16 protein-coding genes and 1 pseudogene are annotated in these 17,473 nt (G+C 57.9%); 4 read left to right on the forward strand and 13 right to left on the reverse strand.

All coding sequences use genetic code 11. From position 1 onward, the window contains the following. Positions 1-345: 345 nt before the first annotated feature. Positions 346-489, reverse strand: a pseudogene (locus ACW9IR_RS10245) (helix-turn-helix domain-containing protein); the annotation flags it as partial. Positions 490-962: 473 nt separating this feature from the next. Between ACW9IR_RS10245 and ACW9IR_RS10250 the strand changes: the two are divergent. Next, the gene (locus ACW9IR_RS10250) at positions 963-1,244 is read left to right on the forward strand and encodes a DUF3077 domain-containing protein (RefSeq protein ID WP_102899568.1); all 282 of its coding nucleotides are present in this window, start codon (positions 963-965) and stop codon (positions 1,242-1,244) included. A 42-nt stretch (positions 1,245-1,286) separates the two neighbouring features. Here the strand turns inward: ACW9IR_RS10250 and ACW9IR_RS10255 are convergent, their stop codons facing one another. Together ACW9IR_RS10255 and ACW9IR_RS10260 are read right to left on the reverse strand one after the other, a co-directional pair. Then, entirely contained in the window at positions 1,287-1,952 is a 666-nt protein-coding gene (locus ACW9IR_RS10255; protein WP_186613105.1) for an RES family NAD+ phosphorylase, read from the reverse strand. An 11-nt stretch (positions 1,953-1,963) separates the two neighbouring features. Next, a complete protein-coding gene (locus ACW9IR_RS10260) occupies positions 1,964-2,371 on the reverse strand; it encodes an MbcA/ParS/Xre antitoxin family protein (RefSeq protein ID WP_095190046.1) in 408 nt (135 codons plus the stop codon). 697 nt (positions 2,372-3,068) lie between these two features. Here ACW9IR_RS10260 and ACW9IR_RS10265 point away from each other — a divergent pair. Then, positions 3,069-3,995: a LysR family transcriptional regulator gene (locus ACW9IR_RS10265; RefSeq protein WP_095190045.1), complete on the forward strand. Its 927-nt coding sequence runs from the start codon at positions 3,069-3,071 to the stop codon at positions 3,993-3,995. Here ACW9IR_RS10265 and ACW9IR_RS10270 read toward each other — a convergent pair. From ACW9IR_RS10270 to ACW9IR_RS10295, 6 genes are all read right to left on the reverse strand, one after another. Next, positions 3,912-4,229, reverse strand: a complete 318-nt coding sequence (locus tag ACW9IR_RS10270; RefSeq protein WP_007952614.1) for an AzlD domain-containing protein — start codon at positions 4,227-4,229, stop codon at positions 3,912-3,914. The two genes, ACW9IR_RS10265 and ACW9IR_RS10270, sit on opposite strands and share 84 nt — an antisense overlap. Then, a complete protein-coding gene (locus ACW9IR_RS10275) occupies positions 4,208-4,924 on the reverse strand; it encodes an AzlC family ABC transporter permease (RefSeq protein ID WP_095120792.1) in 717 nt (238 codons plus the stop codon). The genes ACW9IR_RS10270 and ACW9IR_RS10275 overlap by 22 nt, the downstream gene beginning before the upstream one ends. Further along, on the reverse strand, positions 4,921-5,298 hold the full coding sequence (locus ACW9IR_RS10280) for a GNAT family N-acetyltransferase (RefSeq protein ID WP_008080517.1): 378 nt from the start codon (positions 5,296-5,298) through the stop codon (positions 4,921-4,923). The genes ACW9IR_RS10275 and ACW9IR_RS10280 overlap by 4 nt, the downstream gene beginning before the upstream one ends. Before the next feature lie 79 nt (positions 5,299-5,377). Further along, the gene (locus ACW9IR_RS10285; protein ID WP_102899570.1) at positions 5,378-6,124 is read right to left on the reverse strand and encodes a 2OG-Fe dioxygenase family protein; all 747 of its coding nucleotides are present in this window, start codon (positions 6,122-6,124) and stop codon (positions 5,378-5,380) included. A gap of 232 nt (positions 6,125-6,356) precedes the next feature. Beyond that, the gene (locus ACW9IR_RS10290; RefSeq protein WP_102899571.1) at positions 6,357-7,643 is read right to left on the reverse strand and encodes an OprD family porin; all 1,287 of its coding nucleotides are present in this window, start codon (positions 7,641-7,643) and stop codon (positions 6,357-6,359) included. A 297-nt stretch (positions 7,644-7,940) separates the two neighbouring features. After that, complete coding sequence (locus ACW9IR_RS10295) at positions 7,941-8,609, reverse strand: DsbA family protein (protein WP_102899572.1); 669 nt, start codon at positions 8,607-8,609, stop codon at positions 7,941-7,943. A gap of 246 nt (positions 8,610-8,855) precedes the next feature. Here ACW9IR_RS10295 and ACW9IR_RS10300 point away from each other — a divergent pair, with 246 nt between their 5' ends. Further along, entirely contained in the window at positions 8,856-10,949 is a 2,094-nt protein-coding gene (locus tag ACW9IR_RS10300; RefSeq protein WP_457463042.1) for a TonB-dependent receptor, read from the forward strand. A gap of 187 nt (positions 10,950-11,136) precedes the next feature. Here ACW9IR_RS10300 and ACW9IR_RS10305 read toward each other — a convergent pair whose 3' ends face one another. From ACW9IR_RS10305 to ACW9IR_RS10320, 4 genes are all read right to left on the reverse strand, one after another. Then, positions 11,137-11,349 carry a hypothetical protein gene (locus ACW9IR_RS10305; RefSeq protein ID WP_016986304.1) on the reverse strand — a complete coding sequence of 71 codons (213 nt, stop codon included), beginning with the start codon at positions 11,347-11,349 and terminating at the stop codon, positions 11,137-11,139. 246 nt (positions 11,350-11,595) lie between these two features. After that, complete coding sequence (gene aguA, locus ACW9IR_RS10310) at positions 11,596-12,702, reverse strand: agmatine deiminase (protein ID WP_095120796.1); 1,107 nt, start codon at positions 12,700-12,702, stop codon at positions 11,596-11,598. A 5-nt stretch (positions 12,703-12,707) separates the two neighbouring features. Next, on the reverse strand, positions 12,708-13,586 hold the full coding sequence (gene aguB, locus ACW9IR_RS10315) for an N-carbamoylputrescine amidase (RefSeq protein WP_007909107.1): 879 nt from the start codon (positions 13,584-13,586) through the stop codon (positions 12,708-12,710). Positions 13,587-13,830: 244 nt separating this feature from the next. Next, positions 13,831-16,743 (reverse strand): aminotransferase, encoded by a 2,913-nt coding sequence (locus ACW9IR_RS10320; protein ID WP_457463045.1) that lies wholly within the window; start codon positions 16,741-16,743, stop codon positions 13,831-13,833. Between the two features lie 166 nt (positions 16,744-16,909). Here ACW9IR_RS10320 and rfbC point away from each other — a divergent pair, with 166 nt between their 5' ends. Continuing rightward, the gene (gene rfbC, locus ACW9IR_RS10325) at positions 16,910-17,455 is read left to right on the forward strand and encodes a dTDP-4-dehydrorhamnose 3,5-epimerase (protein WP_102899576.1); all 546 of its coding nucleotides are present in this window, start codon (positions 16,910-16,912) and stop codon (positions 17,453-17,455) included. The last annotated feature ends 18 nt before the right edge of the window (positions 17,456-17,473 follow it).

The raw sequence follows: 17,473 nt of genomic DNA on the forward strand, positions 1-17,473 counted from the left end.
GCACCTTACTTGTAATCAGTAGGTCCCGGGTTCGACTCCTGGTGCCGGCACCATACAAAACGAAGCCCCTGCAGAAATGCAGGGGCTTTGTTGTTTCTGGGGTGTTTATATTTTTGGCAGCGTTTCTGCTTCAGTAGAAATAGCGCCTCTCCTCAGCACACGTCGATCTAATCGCCAGACGCCCTTCTCCCCCAAAGCACGGCTTTTGCCAAAAATGCCCGAATTTCCACTTTTATGCCAAATTATGAATTGGCAATAATTATGGTGTGCCCATAAAAAGCGTAATTGCATGAGCAGTGTTTCTCAGCTCACTGAACCGGCGGAGTCAATGGCAACGCGGTTTCCCAGTCCAAGAGTGCTTGATGCCTCGACGCTTTGTTTCTCCACCGCAGAGGGCAGCATCTGCGTTACGCGAGCGGCCTCACCGGCCTTCATCTGACGTACAGACTCCAGCAAGTCCTGCTGGAATTGCTCCAGTTCATCGACCATCGCTGATCTCCTCGTTTTGTTGCTTAGAAAAGGTTAAGAACAAGTCGTGACCGACAAAACGCATGCCGCTAAATCCTGAGAAATTTGTTGTAACGACAAGCAAGCAAAGCCACTACTGGCCACGATTGCGCGCCTGCTACTCCCCAAGCTACCGTCAAACCCGTCGCTGCCAATTCAGCGACCGGGCCTGATAACCCGGGTAAGATACAGGCGCACCAGCGCCCCAACTCACGTTTGCCGGCGCATTTTTTGTGTCTGCATTATCGTGCAATGGCGGCTGTGCGTGGGAGACCTTCGGGTCTGCCGGGTTCCTGTATCTCCGGTTTATCAGCCCGCGCATAGCTGCCACCCATTCGTCTGATAACGAATTGGCAGCTCTCATTTGATACAGGGAGTTCACAAATGAAAGCCATCGATCCGTCAGTAACCCCGGTCACTTCACGCCGTCCTTCTCGAACGGCAGGTGAAGCGAAATGACCCACTCTCAAGATCTGAAAACCCTCGGCCTCACCCACTTTTCCTTCCACTCCAATCAAGCGATGTTCCGCACCAACCGTGGTGTACCGGTAATCGCCGCCCTTTCCCACGCCTCACACTTGCTTCACATTTCACGACTGCTCACTGCGGACACTTCAATCTCGCGGGACCCTGATCTTCACGCTTATGCCTCGCAGTATCTGCAGGAGTTAAGCAAAGCGCTGATCGATGATGTAGTAAAAGTGATGGATGCGCCGCCGGACAAGCCGTTGATGTAAACGCCGGTTTCAGGCCCTCGCCGATGCGAGGGCTTTTGCGTTTCAGACCTGACTGATCTCAAACACAAAAGAAATCTTCTGCTGACTCGCGCTCCACACATAACGCAGATGCTTGCCCTGCTTCGGAATCGATACCGCTGGCGGCCGAAACGCGGCGACGCATTCATGGCCAGGCTGGCGAACGCTGTTGTAGAGCAGACCCCACGACTCGGTTTCGCGCAGTTGCCGGGCGAATAGCTGAGACGGCCCGTAAGCCTCAGGATCCGGATTGTGCAGCTCGGGGTGATCGTGACGAATGTCGTGTAACGGTTTAACCACCCGATTGACGTAAGTGCGCATGGTCAACTCAAGATCTGCTTCCTGAGTCGCCGCAAGAAATCGTTCCTGGTGATAACAGGTTTCGGAGATGGCCGCAGCCTGACTGCTGGCGGCGTAGTAAACGCCGAAGGTGCCATCGCAGAAACGACTGCGTTTGCCGACGTGGGTAAACGCAGCCATCACCGGAGTCGAACCGGGGCCAGAGAGTCGATCTTCGGGTCTCACGCGGGCGAGAACCCCGGCCTGCTCGATCAGACGATCATTGGTCAGCGCTTCAATTGCGTAGGCAACTTCCAGATCTTCGGGATCGAGCACGTCTTCGAACAGCGCAATCGGCGGGAAGCTGCTGTTGACGATCCGGTAGGCTCGCGGCCACGGCACATCAACCAAATCGGGCGCCTTCAACCGCGCACCCCATCGAGATAGCGACGCACATCGGCGATGTCGATCACTCTCCCCGCCAGCATGTAATCCAATGCAGTTTGCCCGTTGAACGGCGCCGCTGTGTTTGGACTGCTGACCCACGTATAGGCGCGCTCACGGCTATTGCTGAAGATGATGCTCAGCGCCTTGTGAATACCCATCAGATAGGAGATGCGCTCAAGGGTGTCGTTAGGCAGACGTATGTTCGGCAGGTGTTTGTATTTGTAGAAAGTGGTGTTACCAACGCCGCCGAGTAATGTGCGTTGCTGCTCTGCGCTGCAACCCCAACGCTCCATAAGGTTGAAGAAGAACTTCAGCGCAACGCGGCCGGCTTCGGGGGCGTCGAGTTGTTCGCGTGGGGTGAGGGCTGGGGATGAGGTAGTCATTGAGCCTCTCCAGATTTGTCTTGCTTTGATACTAGTACATATACGAATAAATCGATAAAAAAGCTCCGTAAGCGTATTACTGGTTACCACATTCCCCGTTGATTGGGATTCGGATATGACCGGATTTGAGCATTTCGTCGACCGAATCGAACCGCTGCCGAATAGTTCGTGCTTCCAACATGGCTTGGGCAGTCTTGTCCGTAGGAATTCGTGCAATGGACGGTTGCTCCTGAATTTCAATAACGTGATGAAGCCTGTTGCCAACTTGGCACTCCATATTGGCCGCTTCTTTTGATGCAATCACTTCGCTTACCTTACACAGATCTGTAGCCACATAGGCTTGATGCCTCACCACTGCTACTTCATCTGCTTTGACGAATCGCCGCTATCAGCTCGATCGCAAGTTCGCCTAAGACGCATCCACGTATTTCGCAGGCCAAAACCACTAACGTTGTCAGCCTTTTCCCCGTGAAAAATCGCCCCCACGCACCAAAACCACGCACTTTTTTTGACCCCCATCACCCCCACGTCACCAAAAACCCCGATCCTGTGTCAGCCTCCAGCCATCGGCGAGGACATCAATTCGCTACTAAACCCGCGACAACTATGCTCAGGTACAGGAATATAGCCAGCATATGGCGCCTGACCGGCAGTCTCGTAAACAACAATACCCAGCCCACTTCAGAGGGCATTACCCATGGATAGCAGAACCTTACGCAACCTCATGCGCATCGTGCAGACCGGCTCGTTGTCGGCCGCAGCCGAGCATTCGTGCCTGACCGTGCAGGCGTTGGCCGCGCAGTTGAACAAGGTCGAAGAGCAGTTCGGTTTCCGCTTGTTTCGACGTTCCAACAAAGGGCTGACGCTGACGCCGCAAGGCACTGAGCTGACGCCGTATATGGACAAAGTGCTGATTGCCACGCGACAGATGGAAGAAAAGGTCGAGGCACTGAAGGTGCCGGGCCAGCGTACGTTGAAGGTGGCGTTGAACAACACCTTGTCGCCGGATTTCAATCGGCGAATGATCGGGCGCCTGATTGAGGTGTTTCCCGATTATCAGATGGAATTCAGCTACGCCGAGTCGATGGAAAATCTCAGCAAGCTGAAGAACGAAGACTTCGACCTGGCGGTGCTGATCGGCCCGCAGCGGCCGGGGTTGCCGAGCATTGTCTTGCCGGATGTACAGGTGCAGGTGGTCGGCGCGCATTGCGGGCAGGAGAACGATCCGCTGACGTTGCTGGGCAATAAGTTTCAGGTGCGTCCTGCGGAAGATTGTCCGTATTCCCACAGCTTTTTGCGTTTTCTCGACGCCGGGCTGGGCAATCACGAGAACGGCCAGCGCATGGTTTATTCGTGCAGTGAAACGTTGACGTTGTCGTTGATCACGCAGATGGACGCGGTCGGCATGGTCTCGCGCGAGGCCGCGCAGAAGAACGGCCTGACGATTTTCCCCGGTTTCGAGGATTTCCTCGAAGTGCGCCTGGCGGTGAACAATCCGGAGTTGTCGAGCCAGGCGTTGAACAATGTCGTCGATCTACCGCTACATGAACGAGCCGAGCGCAATGTACGCAGCCGTCCCAACCGCCACACTGAGAAAGAGGTTTTTGCTGAAATACGCACATAACAACGTCGGAATCGCGGCATAGAATTCCGGGCGATCGAGCTGTATGTGCTGATCCTTGATCAACAAGGGAGTCAGGCTGATCGCAGCGACGATCGCCACCGGCAAGTATTCAAGCGCCCGCGCAACGAACGGCGGCCAGTGCTCGGTATTCACTTGCAGTGGCAAGGCGCGCGGCAGGAAGGTCACGGCCATCATCAGCGCCACTACCAGAATCAGGAACGTTTGGTCAGGCATACACCCACTCCGCAGCCCACAAACGTGGCGATAAACACATTGAACGGCGAACTGCCGACCAGGCTCAGTGCGCCCATGCAAATCACCGCAGCAGCGGCCGCGATGAGTTTGTTGCGGGTGTTGCACAGCGACACCAGCACGTAGAGCATCATCGCCGTCAGTGCGTAGTCGAGCTGGTATTTGATCAAGTGCGCCGCGTATTGCGCGCAGACCGCGCCGAGTAATCCACCGAGCACCCATGAGGTGTGGCAGAACAGGTTGAAACCGATCAGATAGCGCACGTTGACCGGCGCGCCAGTGCCGAGTTTGACGCTGTGGAACGCAAAGGATTCGTCAGTCAGGCCGCCGGCATAAGCCCAGCGTTCCATGCGGCTCAAACCGAGGGCGCGCAGGGCTTTGGCCATGTACACCGACATCAACATGTGCCGCGCGTTGATCAAGAACGTGGTCAGCACAATGGTGGTCAGCGACGCGCCGCTGGAGATCAGCGCCAGTGCAGCGAATTGCGAAGCGCCGGCGTAAACGAACAAACACATCGCCACCGGCAACCACATCGGCAGGCCTGCGTTGACGGCCATCAGCCCGAACACAAATGACACCGTGAAATATCCGGCGACCACCGGACTGGCTTCGGCGAACGTGCGCGACGGCTGATGGGCAGCCATCAGCGGCGCACTGCCGGACGTTTCATTCATAGATCCCTCTCAAATGTCCGTTCGCCATGAGGCTCGCAAAAACCTTGGGCGGTCCAAAAACGCTTGCCCGCGAGGTTAGCATCGTCGACGAACAGAAACATCCGTAACACTCCGACCCGTTTCATATCGGACGACGCGGCTTCAACCAGTCGTTGACCGACACCCTGGCTGCGATAGCGCGGGCTGACCGCCAGATGATTGATGGTGCCGCGACTGCCGAGCATGCCACCGAGCACCGCGCCGACGATTTCGCCGGCGACGTCGAAGGCGAGATAGGCCGTGGTGGTTTTCTGGATCAGCACGCCGCGCAGGCACTTGGCGTCCTGCCACTCGCAGAAGGACACTTCGTCGAACTGGCGGAAGAAGCGCTCCATGCGCTGCGCATCCTTGGCCGTGGCGCGGCGCAGCACCACCGGCGTCGAGCACTCGACGCCGTCGATTGGGGTGATCTGATTAGCGAACAATGTCGAAAGCGGTCCCGGGCCGCGAGAAGGAAATCGCCAGAATCTGCCGGTACGCCATCGCATGCGTGTGCGTGTTGCGGGCCGGAGTTACGTAGTGGCGCATGTCGCGATCAAGGAAGTAAGTGGTGTCGAGAATTTCCTCGTAGGTGGTCGACGCCAGTTGATGCTCGTGGATGTCGTACAGACGACTCTCCGCTCCCTCGACGTTGTTACGGCCCCAGAAGTGCACACCGCTGAACGGATAGCCGTCGCAGTGAATGCCTTCAGGGGTGATTTCCAGTTGTTTGCCGGGTTTGATCTCGATGCGGATCTGATGAATCTGGCACTGCCAGATTTCATCGTGTAGCTCTTCCGGGAGCACGCTTTTGTACACTTCGAAATCGGTGTCGATCAGGCTGCGCATCACCGGCGAAGTAATCACTTCATCGGAGAAGTCCTGGAAGTGCCGCACGAGGCCGCCAACATAAGCGTTGTTCTCTTTCGACTGCACGTACGCGCGATGCTCGAGTTGCTTGAGCTCGCGGGTTTTCGGGTTGTACTCAAAGTCGCTGTAACGACGGTAACGCATGCCGGCTTCGGCCTGACCGTAGTAACTGTCAGGCTCCATGTTTTCCCAACTTTTGGTCAGTCTGACGAAGTCGGCAAAATGACCGTAGAGATTGAAGTCACCACCCTGGACGTTGACATATTTGTCGCGCCGTAGCGATTCGCCCACTTCTCTGTTCAAAACGATCATTACCAAATTCTCCGCTGCGTTGAGCGGCCTAATCTATTAGGTGCAGAATTTGCGTCCATGAGAAAGAATTTCAGGCATTTAAAGCCCTGTTTGAAACGACGTTTGCAGTCACCTGAAAACAACTTTTACATGACAAAAACACCGGTTTTTTCCGGTTTCCATCGAAAAACCGTCGAAAAAAAACCCCGAACCAGTCGGGGTTTTTCTCATGTTTCTTACACTTGATCAGGCATCAGAAGATGTTGATCGGGTAGTCCACGAATACGCGCAGTTCGTTACCGCTGACGTTGTACTCGCTGGACTTCTGCGAAACACGCAGGATCGAGCTGCGCAATTTCACGCTCAAGTCTTTGGCCGGGCCAGACTGCACGACGTATTTGAACTGGTTGAAGATCTCGCGCTCGGTGCCGCCTTCGCTGGTGGAAGTGGTGATGTTGTCGCCACGCACGTAAGCGAAGTTGTAGCTCAGGCCCGGCACGCCGAATGCGCTGAAGTCGAGGCCGTAGCCCAACTGCCAGCTGCGCTCGTCTTCAGCGTTGAAGTCCGACCAGTAGGAGTTGGCCAGGTAGATGGAGTTACCACCATCACCGACACGACCTTGATCTTTCTGGTAACCGCCATAGGCGTAGCCCAGGTTGCTGTCGCCGGTGGAACGCTGATGGGCCACGGTGAACGAGTGCGGGCCGGTAGCGAAGGTTGCAGCCAGGCTCCAGATCTTGTTGTCGTCGCCGGTAACACCGTTTTCGCGGACATAGGAGTTGTCCAGCTTGGTGCGATAGCCGTTGAAGTCCAGGGTCAGCGACTGATCCTTGTTGAACGGCAACACGTAGTTGGCGTTCACGTATTGTTTCTTCAATACGTCTTCGACGTCGGAAGCGTACAACGCACCTTTGAAGTTCTCGGTGAACTGGTAGCTACCGCCCAACACGTTGATCGACTTCAGACCACCGCTGTCACGACCTTCGTCGCTCTTGCGCGATTCGGCGGTGAAACGACCGGCGTTCAGTTCCAGGCCTTTGATCTCTTTGGAAGTGATCAGGGTACCGGTGTAGCTTTCCGGCAGCAGACGCACATTGTCGTAGCTCAGCACCGGCAGGGCCGGCATCTGGTCGCCGTAGGTCAACACGGTGTTGGAGAAGCGGAACTTCACCGCGGCACCGCCCTTGGCTATGTCATGGTTCGCGCGACCGTCATTTTCCTGCTTGAAGAAATCGATACCACCGGCGCCGCTGCGGCCCTTGCCGCCGTCCAGACGCAGTGCGTACAGACCGAAAGCGTCGACACCGACACCCACGGTGCCCTGGGTGAAGCCGGACGAGAACGTACCGATGGCCGCTTGGCCCCACTCGGCCTTGTCGTCGTTACCGTTTTTGTAATCACGATTGATGTAGGCATTGCGCAGCAGCACTTTGAGGCTGCTGTCTTCAACAAAACCCTTGGACTCGGCCTGGTCGTTAGCCATGGCCTGAGTGGCACTCAACATCCCCAGTGCGATCAGACTGATTCGCTTGTTCAACATTTTGTTTTCCTTATTACGGGTTGAAACGCGCTGTGTCGAACGGCGGAAACGGCGCTTTTGCACTCTTTTATTCACCCCGAAACAAAAAGGCCCGCCCACGATAACGTGATGGCGGGCCTGCTCCTTGTTTTGAGTCATGGCGGTTGGCCACAGGCGTTGGGCCGAATCGTAGCCGCGCCCTCAACAATGTGTCAATTTCAAGAATCGTCTTTAAATAGGTAAAAATCGTCTAAGAAACGTAAATTTTGCGCTGACTCCTTGCTGGGAAATGCAAACAGCCAGTGAATCCAGCGCGTATCAGGCGCAACCATCGATAGAACAAAATGCAGAAGTTTTACCGGTTTCATCGAGGACGATTGCCTGTTGCAACCAATCGGCAAATGCCTGCGGCTTGCCCAGCCAGGGGCTGATGTCGACCAATTGGAATGTCCCGTTCTGCTCCAGAGCCAATGTCGGAAAACCCTGGCCGCCCAACTGAGCCAAAAACTGGCGACTGGCTTTTATATGCCCCTCGCTATCAACGGACTCAAACGCAATGTGGAAATCTTCCTGCGCATAGCCCATCTGCATGGCCAATTCCAACAGCACGGCTGAATCGGCAATGCGTCGCCCTTCCACATAGTGCGCGGTCTGCAACCGCCCCAACATGCGCAGGCCGCCTCGGTCGATGGCTTCGGCCGCCATGACCGCCGCAATCGGTGGCGTGGAATCGAAGACGGCCGAGTGATCGCGCAGCAAGCCGTCGAAATACGCCTCGCCGAAAGGCTGGCCGGTGTACTCGGCAATGCGTCGGTCGTGGGGCATGACGTAATTGCGCAGTTGCGAGGAAACCGGCTGGCGGTTGGCGCCACTCATCATGCCCCCGGCATGGGCGAGCACTGGCAGCACCTGTTGCGCGGCTTCAATGAGCGGCTTGGCGCCATAACACCAGCCACACAGCGGGTCGTAGACGTAATGAAGAATCATGGGAAAACTCCGGCAAAAAATCGATGGCGGCAGATTAGTCCCCGCACTCATGCGGAAAAACGCTGGAATGGCTTTCAGTCTGTTTCACGAATCGGTCGAATTGGCCGACCGGTCAGATTGTGTCGAACCGGACACAAATTGAAACAATCAGACGAGTGAACTTATAAGGAATAATTAACGGAAGTAAATGCAAAGCATTACCATTCGCGCGATCGAATTCTTCTACCCTTTCGGATGCGCTGTTCAATGCCTGCCCCGTTCCGTCTTACGCCCGTCACCCTTGGGCTTTCTGCTTTTCTGTCCAGTGGTTTTGCCTATTCGGCGACCGAATTACCCGCCACCGCGATCAGTGCCGAAGCGCAAGCCGACGACCCGCGCGTGAAGCTCAGCAGCACCGCGACGCGCACCTCAACGCCGGTGCGTTATGTGCCGCAGGCGATTGATTCGATCAAGACCGCCAACGTCGCCAACTACGGCACCAACGATATTGCTGACGCCTTGAGCGGCATGCCCAACGTCAGCAGCAGCGCCGATACTCGCTTCGACAGCCTGCGCATTCGCGGCTTCGATGCCAGCAACGATTTCTATCTCGACGGCATCCGCGACGACAGCCAATACAAGCGCGACCTGCACAACATCGAACGCGTCGAAGTACTCAAAGGCCCAGCCGCTGTGCTGTACGGCCGTGGCAGTCAGGGCGGGATCGTCAACCGCGTGAGCAAGATGCCGGAATTCGGCCGTCGCTCGACCATCGAAGCCCAGGCTGGCAGCGAAGATTTGCGCAGTCTTTACGCCGACCTCAGTACTGACCCGAGCGAAAACATCAGCCTGCGCCTGAACATGGGCAACATGGATGAAAACAGCTTCCGCGACGGCGTCAGCGGTAATCGCCAACTGTTCGCGCCGTCGATGAGCTGGCAGCTGACGCCGGACCTGAACTGGCTGGTGCAATACGAATACAGCCGTTACAACCGCACCCCGGATCGCGGCATCCCCGGCGTCAACGGGCGCCCGGCCGATGTCGGACGTGACACGACCTATGGCAACGATCACGACTTCATCGATGACAAGTCGCAATCGCTGCGCTCGAAACTCACCTACGAGATCAACGACAACTGGCAACTGCGCCAGACCCTCGGCGTGTTCAAGCTCGACAGTGATTTCGACAACACCTACCTCACCGGTTACACGCCGGCGACCAACAAGGTCACGCGCCAGCACTGGCAGCAGGATCTGACCACCCGCAACGTCTATAACAACCTCGAACTGGAAGGTGGATTCGATACCTTCGGCCTTGAGCATCGCTTGCTCACGGGCGTCGAGATCGGCAGCCAGCGCCGCGATCCGACGCTGTACAACGCCGCCACTGGCAGAACGCCCGGCGCGCAGCCGGTGCCGTCGCTCGACTTGTACAACCCGAACCGCGATCTGCGCCACACCGGCAGCATGCAGGTCTCCAGCAGCAGCCACACCGAAGTCGAAAGCCGTGCGGTGTACGTCCAGGACCAACTGCGCCTGAACGATCAATGGCAACTGCTGGGGGGGCTGCGTTACGACACCTTCGATATCGAGTCGACCAACAAGCTGCGCAACATCTCCGAAGACCGCGACAGCCACAGCACCAGCCCGCGTGTGGGTCTGGTCTGGACGCCGCTGCAAAACCATTCGTTCTATGCCTCATGGTCGAAAACATTTTCACCAGTGGGCGGCGGCTTGATCGGCATCACCCCAGGCGCGGCCGGCAACACCAACGACCTCAGCCCCGAACTGACCAAGCAGAAAGAAATCGGCGTGAAGAGCGACTGGTTTGATGACCGCTTGAGCACCACGCTGGCGATCTATGACCTGGAGCTCTACAACCGCCGCACCAGCGATCCTAATGACCCGACGCTGACCGTGATGTCCGGCCTGCAACGCTCGCGCGGGATCGAGTTGACCGCCACCGGTAACATCGTCGGCAACTGGTACATGCGCGGTGGCGTCGGTGTGCAGGATGCGAAGATCGAGAAGGACAACAACGGCCTGGAAGGCAAACGCATCAACAACGTCGCCAAGCACAACGGCAGCCTGTTCCTGACCTGGAAACCGGAAATGGGCTGGTACGGCGAAACCGGTCTGACCCTGGTTGGCCAACGTTATGCCGATAACGCCAACACCACCGTTTTACCGGGTTATGGTCGCTGGGATGCGCTGGTCGGCTACCGCTTCAAGGATTGGGATTTGCGTACGGCGCTGAACAACATCACCGATCGCGAATATTACGCGTCGGCGACCAGCCAGTATCAAATCCAGCCGGGTGCGCCACGTAGCGTCGTGATGACCGGCACCTACAGTTTCTGACTTCACACAAATCCCTGTGGGAGCGAGCTTGCTCGCGAATGCGGTGGGTCATTCAACGACGATGCTGACTGACCGGACGCTTTCGCGAGCAAGCTCGCTCCCACATTTAATGGGTATTCACAAAACAGTCGTGCATAAAAAAGCGCCGCCATCCCGGCAGCGCTTTGACCAATCCCTGTTGTTGTTCTTATCCTTCCATCACAGCCCACAACGCATCCAGTTCGGCCTCGCTGAACAGGTCAGCGGGGTAACGCTCGATCATCATCCGGCGCGGATCAGGTTGCCTGATCTGACGCGTTCCATTGGACTTCAACCAGTGCGCGACAATCTGGAGCGATTCGCCGTTAACGGCCATGGGATGCAACGTCCGCTCGCTGACTACGTTCACTTCGGCGTTCATTTCAGCGCTCTCTCCCCGTTCATGAGCGGCTACGTTATCCAAGGTTTATGACAGAACTGTTGAAGTTCTCCCCCCTCCCTAGTGCACGGGTGATGAATACAAGAGCTATGCCAATGTTTCGCTGTTGTCGACAAGCGGATACAAAGAAGCCCGCAGTCCAACCGGGCTGCGGGCTTCTGTGCATGCATAGCGAGCTAATCATTGCTCGGCCGATTTGTTAATCAACTCAAGCTGTTACGACTCAACTCACTCTTTGTGCGGCGCGGGTTGCTGTTGGGTAAGGCAGTGGATATTGCCGCCACCCAGTAACAGTTCACGGCCCGGTACCATCACCACTTCGTGCTGCGGGAACAGCTTCTGCAGAATCTCTTTCGCCGGGGCATCCATTGGATCGTCGAAGCTCGGCGCGATGATGCCGCCATTGACGATCAGGAAGTTCACGTAGGAACCGGCCAGGCGCACGGACGGATTACGCTCCTGCGTGCCGTCCACCGGATCGACACCGGCGCACTCTTCTTCGGTCGCGTACAGCGGCCCCGGAATCGGCATTTTGTGCACCGTGAACGGGCGACCCTTGGCGTCGGTGCTGCTTTGCAGGACTTTCATCGCAGCTTGGCAGCGCGGGTAGTTCGGATCCTGCGGATCGTCGGTCCACGCCAGCAGCACTTCGCCCGGACGCACATAGCAGCAGAAGTTATCCACATGGCCGTCGGTTTCGTCGTTGAACAAACCGTCCGGCAGCCAGATGATTTTATCCACAGACAGATTGGCGCTGAGTACCGCTTCGATTTCTTCGCGGCCCAGGTGCGGGTTGCGATTGCGGTTGAGCAGGCATTCTTCGGTGGTGATCAGCGTGCCTTCGCCGTCGACGTGAATCGAACCGCCTTCGAGCACAAAACCTTCAGTGCGATAACGCGGGCTGCGCTCGATCTCGAGGATCTTGCCCCCGACCTGCGAGTCGCGATTCCACGGCGAATACAGGCCGCCGTCGAAACCGCCCCAGGCGTTGAAGTCCCAGTTCACACCGCGCACTTCGCCGCTGTTGTTGATGACGAAGGTCGGGCCGCTGTCGCGTACCCAGGCGTCATCGCTGGACATCTCGACCACGCGGATATTCGGCACGTCGAGGCGTGCACGGGCGTTTTCATATTGGCCGGCGGACACGGCCACGGTTACCGGTTCAAAACGCGCAATGGCTTTGGCCACCGCGGCGTGTGCGGCTTGCGCCGGTTTGCCGCCCAGACGCCAGTTGTCCGGGCGCTCGGGCCAGATCATCCAGGTCTGCGTTTGCGGCGCCCACTCGGCCGGCATGTGAAAGCCGTCGGCGCGCGGGGTACTTTTCAAGGTGGTCATCGGGATCAGGACTCCAGGGAACCGTCGAGGGTTTTCAACGCGCCGTACAGGTTCGGACGGCGGTCACGGAATGAACCCCACGCGCTGCGAATGTGTTCGAGCTCGTCGAGGTTGAAAGTGTGCACAAGAATACCTTCTTCGGTTTTATTCAGCTCCTGCACTTTTTCGCCGAACTGGTTGGCGATGAACGAAGAGCCGTAGAAAGTGATGTCGTAGCCGTCCTGCTCTTCGTTACCGATGCGGTTGCTGGCAATCAGCGGCATCAGGTTGGCGCCGGCATGACCCTGTTGCACGCGCTGCCAGTGGTCGCGCGACGAAATGGTCTTGTCGTGCGGCTCGCTGCCGATGGCGGTTGGGTAAAACAGAATTTCCGCGCCTTGCAGGGCCATGCTGCGCGCGGCTTCCGGGAACCACTGATCCCAGCAGATGCCCACGCCGATCTTCGCGTAGCGGGTGTTCCACACTTTGAATCCGGTGTCGCCTGGGTTGAAGTAATACTTCTCGTGGTAACCCGGGCCATCCGGGATGTGGCTTTTACGATAAATCCCGAGGTTGCTGCCGTCGGCATCGATGATCGCGATGCTGTTGAAGCGCGCACGGCCGGCCAGCTCATAGAAGCTGATCGGCAGCACCACTTGCAGCTCTTTGGCGATTTTCTGGAAATGTTTGATCGCGACGTTTTCTTCCACCGTCGTCGCCAGTTGCAGATAGTCCGGGTTTGGCTTCTGGCAGAAGTACGGCGCCTCGAACAGCTCCTGAATCAGGATGATCTGCGCGCCTTTGGCGGCGGCTTCACGCACCAGCCTTTCAGCGATTTCGAGGTTGGCTTGCAGATCCCACGAACAGGCCATCTGAGTGGCGGCGACGGTAACGATACGGCTCATGAATCATCTCCGGGCAAGTGCTTTGGCGGTCGACAATTCGACCGAAAAGAAAACGCGCGCACCGGACATGAGATCGCCATGCCGGAGCAATGGCGACTTTATAGCCGATAAATATCGGCTTTAGAAGCTTGTTAAATGCCTTTCGTCTAAATAAATTCAATAAAAGCCGATACAAATCGAATTAACAACCCAAGACAAAATGTGGGAGCGAGCTTGCTCGCTCCCACAGGGGATTGGCTTCGTTCTACAGACCTTCGCTGAGGACCTGGTCGAGCATATCGACAAAGAAATCCACACTCTGACGCGACGTCACCATCGGCGGTTTGATCTTGAGAATGTTCAGATCATCGCCGGTCGGCTGCATGAAAATCCCCAACTCGCGCAGGCGATCGCACAGTAACGCCGTCTCTTCGGTCGCCGCTTCCAGCGTCTCGCGATTGCGGATCAGCTCCAGCCCCAGATAGAACCCGGAACCGTGCACCGCGCCCACCAGCGGATGTTTATCGATCAACGCTTCGAGCCGCGCCTTGAAGTGGCCACCGACCACCTGAGCGTTCTCCCAGAGTTTTTCTTCTTCCATGACATCGAGCACCGCCATGCCGATCTGGCAGCTCACCGGACTGCCGCCCGCCGATGAGAAGAAATAGCCCTCGGCCTCCAGCGCCTCGGCAATTTCCCGCCGCGTGATGACCGCACCCAGCGGTTGACCGTTGCCCATGCCCTTGGCCATGCAAATGATGTCCGGCACCACGCCCTGCTCTTCAAAGCCCCAGAAGAAGTGGCCCATGCGCCCGTAACCGACCTGCACTTCGTCGGCGATGCACACGCCGCCTTGCGCGCGTACCAGCGCGTACACCTGCTTCAGATAACCCGGCGGCAGTGAAATACCGCCGGCATTGCCGTACACCGGCTCGCAGATAAATCCGGCCAACTGGCGCTTCTGCTCGGCGAGTTTTGCCAGGTGATGCTCAACGCTGCGCACGTAATCCGGCGCCGAATCGAGGCCACGGAATTCACCGCGATAAGTGTTTGGCGCAGGTACCGGATGCACCCAGTCCGGGCGACTTTCAAGGGCTTTCGGGTTGTCGGCAATCGACGTCGAGACCGCATCGGCGCCAATGGTCCAGCCGTGATAGGCCTCGAGCACGCTGATCATGTCGCGACCGCCGCTATAGGCCCACGCCAGACGAATCGCCAAGTCGTTGGCCTCGCTGCCGCTGTTGACCAGAAACACTCGATCCATGCCTTCCGGCGCCAGTTTCAGCAAGCGCTCGGAAAACTCCGCGACCGCCGCATAGTTGAACCGCGAGTTGGTGTTGAGCAGCGACCATTGGCGCGCCGCGACCGCCGCCATGCGCGGGTGACCGTGACCGAGCACCGCTACGTTGTTGAGCATGTCCAGATAGGAGCGGCCCTGCATGTCAATCAAGTGATTACGCCAGCCGCGTTCGATGCGCGGCGGATCGACGTAGTAGTGTTTCTGGGTGCGGGCGAAACTGGCATCGCGGCGTTCGAGTAACGTTTTCGCGTCCAGCTCCGGCTCGGCATCGCAGGCCAGCCCCAACAATGCGGCCGGCGATGGGCACAGCGCCTGCCAAGCCGCGGCATGCGCCGGGGTGCAAAACAGCGGCGCATTGAGCTGCGCGCCCCGACACAACTGCACTCGCAACGGGCCGCTGACCGCGCCCAGCACCTGACCTTTGACTAGCGCCGCGCCGCTGTGCAGCGACGGTGTCACGCCCCACAGGCGCACGCTGAGTTGCGGGCCATCCAGTTGCAGCACGCCGTCAGCTGCCTGATGCACGACGCCAGCGAACGGCGCCTCCACGGTGGTGCCATCGGGCACGCGCAATTCCACGTGCAGCGGGAAGGTGTCCGGTTCAACGGCACAGTCGGGACGAGTGCGCGACAAACGGTACTGACCATAACGGCTCGCCGCCAAACCATGGGCCGCCGCCGCTTCGTTCAACAGGTGCTGATCGATACCCTCCTGCTCCCAGTTGCCGGCCTCGAAATGCGGACTCAGGACACCGAGATCGATCAGCGCAAACTCGCGCCCGACCAGACCCGGCAGCAAGGGCGCAAAACCTGCGCTGTCGATCGCCGGCAATGCGTGACCGACGGCCGTGAGGATCGCCGCTTCCATCAGCGCCTGTGACACCGATATCGCCACCCTGAAGATTTCCCACTCATGGCTGAGGTTGTCGCGGCTGTAAGTATTCGTCGGGTCGATGCTGACCTGTTGCTCGCCACTAAGCACCAATACCGCCGCGCGCGCGACGATCAATGGCCACAGTGCTTGCAGCTCCTCATGTTGCAGCGGGTTGACCGCGTGGTAGGCCTGCACCGCCGGCAGGATGACAAACGGATCACTATCGGCGTGATGCAACAACGCCGCACAGGTCACCGACAGATCGGTGATGCGCCAGGTGCGCACCAGATCGCCAAAGTCGATCACTCCCTGCAACTGCCAGTGACGCTGGGCATCGCGCGCCCAAACGGCGTTGTCATCGGTGATGTCCATATGGATCGCCTGCACCGGCAGCTTGCCCCGCAACGGCTGCAAACGGCGCTCGGCCTGTTCGGCGGCATCGGCAATCAATGCGCGTTGCTGCTCATCCTTGATCACCGGCAGCAGATGGCTGATCAGTGCACTGGCGTGACGGGCATCCCACTGCAACGTGCGCTCAAGGCCCGGATGGTCGAACCCGGCCAACGCCAGATCCATCTCACCGCACAGCCGGCCAAAACCCGCCACCACATCACGACCCAAGTGATCGAGATGCGTGAGCGGCTGCCCCTCGATGTAATCCAGCAGCCGCACATGAACGGCTTCGCCCCCAACCTCCAGTGACAGCAGGTCTTCGCCGTTATTGGCGACGATCACTCGCGGCACCGTCACCGCAGAATGCTCAGCCAGGTACTTGAGGCCCGCATGCTGGGCTTGCAGCTCCACCAGGGCGTAATCGCCTCGGCAGATTTTCAGCACAAAGCGCCCGCGTGGGCTGTCGACGCGAAAATTCAGATCCTGCTGACTGCCAAGAGCCTGCAACGTGCCGCTGAGCCCGTAATGCTCCGCCAGCCATTGCCGGGCCTGCTCGGCAGACACCTGCGGGCTGGGCAAACTGGCGCGATGAATCAAAGTGGCGAGCGGCATGAAACGACCCCTGAAATTTTATTAGGCGCCTATATCGCCATTGCTTGGCAGGATCCGCAACCCCCCAACCGCGTAAAGGTATCCGGGCTATTTGTCTTCCGGCACTCGCGCCCTCCGGCCGTTTGCGCAAGAATGTCGACCATTCACACTGGCCTATGGAAACCCCATGAATGTAATCACCACCGACCTGCCCGGTGTCCTGATCATCGAACCCAAGGTGTTTGGTGACGAACGCGGGTTTTTCTACGAAAGTTTCAATGCCAAGGCTTTCCAGAACGCAACGGGGCTGGACACGCAATTCGTTCAGGACAACCACTCGCGCTCGCAAAAAGGCGTATTGCGTGGTCTGCATTACCAACTGCAAAACACCCAGGGCAAACTGGTCCGCGTAACCGTCGGTGAAGTATTGGATGTCGCCGTGGACATTCGCCGCAGCTCACCGCACTTCGGTAAATGGGTGGCCGTGCGCCTGTCGGCAGACAACCACCGTCAGTTGTGGGTCCCGGAAGGTTTCGCCCACGGCTTCGTCGTGCTGAGCGAGTTCGCCGAATTCCTCTACAAGACCACCGATTACTACACGCCGTCGGCAGAACGCAGCATTCGCTGGGACGATCCGGATCTGGCCATCGATTGGCAACTGGACGAAGCCCCGAAGCTGTCCGCCAAGGATCAGGCTGCAGCCTTCTTCAAGGACGCTGACGTCTTCGCCTGAGGCCGGGCATAATGCGCC

The sequence above is a fragment of the Pseudomonas sp. SDT291_1_S447 genome, from assembly GCF_054070155.1.

Excerpts from the sequence above, each read along its gene's own strand:
- ACW9IR_RS10250 (WP_102899568.1), top strand. The coding sequence starts at position 963 with ATGACCCACTCTCAAGATCTGAAAACCCTCGGCCTCACCCACTTTTCC.
- ACW9IR_RS10260 (WP_095190046.1), bottom strand. The coding sequence starts at position 2,371 with ATGACTACCTCATCCCCAGCCCTCACCCCACGCGAACAACTCGACGCC.
- ACW9IR_RS10265 (WP_095190045.1), top strand. The coding sequence starts at position 3,069 with ATGGATAGCAGAACCTTACGCAACCTCATGCGCATCGTGCAGACCGGC.
- ACW9IR_RS10270 (WP_007952614.1), bottom strand. The coding sequence starts at position 4,229 with ATGCCTGACCAAACGTTCCTGATTCTGGTAGTGGCGCTGATGATGGCC.
- ACW9IR_RS10275 (WP_095120792.1), bottom strand. The coding sequence starts at position 4,924 with ATGAATGAAACGTCCGGCAGTGCGCCGCTGATGGCTGCCCATCAGCCG.
- ACW9IR_RS10280 (WP_008080517.1), bottom strand. The coding sequence starts at position 5,298 with ATGGAGCGCTTCTTCCGCCAGTTCGACGAAGTGTCCTTCTGCGAGTGG.
- ACW9IR_RS10285 (WP_102899570.1), bottom strand. The coding sequence starts at position 6,124 with ATGATCGTTTTGAACAGAGAAGTGGGCGAATCGCTACGGCGCGACAAA.
- ACW9IR_RS10290 (WP_102899571.1), bottom strand. The coding sequence starts at position 7,643 with ATGTTGAACAAGCGAATCAGTCTGATCGCACTGGGGATGTTGAGTGCC.
- ACW9IR_RS10295 (WP_102899572.1), bottom strand. The coding sequence starts at position 8,609 with ATGATTCTTCATTACGTCTACGACCCGCTGTGTGGCTGGTGTTATGGC.
- ACW9IR_RS10300 (WP_457463042.1), top strand. The coding sequence starts at position 8,856 with ATGCCTGCCCCGTTCCGTCTTACGCCCGTCACCCTTGGGCTTTCTGCT.
- ACW9IR_RS10305 (WP_016986304.1), bottom strand. The coding sequence starts at position 11,349 with ATGAACGCCGAAGTGAACGTAGTCAGCGAGCGGACGTTGCATCCCATG.
- aguA (WP_095120796.1), bottom strand. The coding sequence starts at position 12,702 with ATGACCACCTTGAAAAGTACCCCGCGCGCCGACGGCTTTCACATGCCG.
- aguB (WP_007909107.1), bottom strand. The coding sequence starts at position 13,586 with ATGAGCCGTATCGTTACCGTCGCCGCCACTCAGATGGCCTGTTCGTGG.
- ACW9IR_RS10320 (WP_457463045.1), bottom strand. The coding sequence starts at position 16,743 with ATGCCGCTCGCCACTTTGATTCATCGCGCCAGTTTGCCCAGCCCGCAG.
- rfbC (WP_102899576.1), top strand. The coding sequence starts at position 16,910 with ATGAATGTAATCACCACCGACCTGCCCGGTGTCCTGATCATCGAACCC.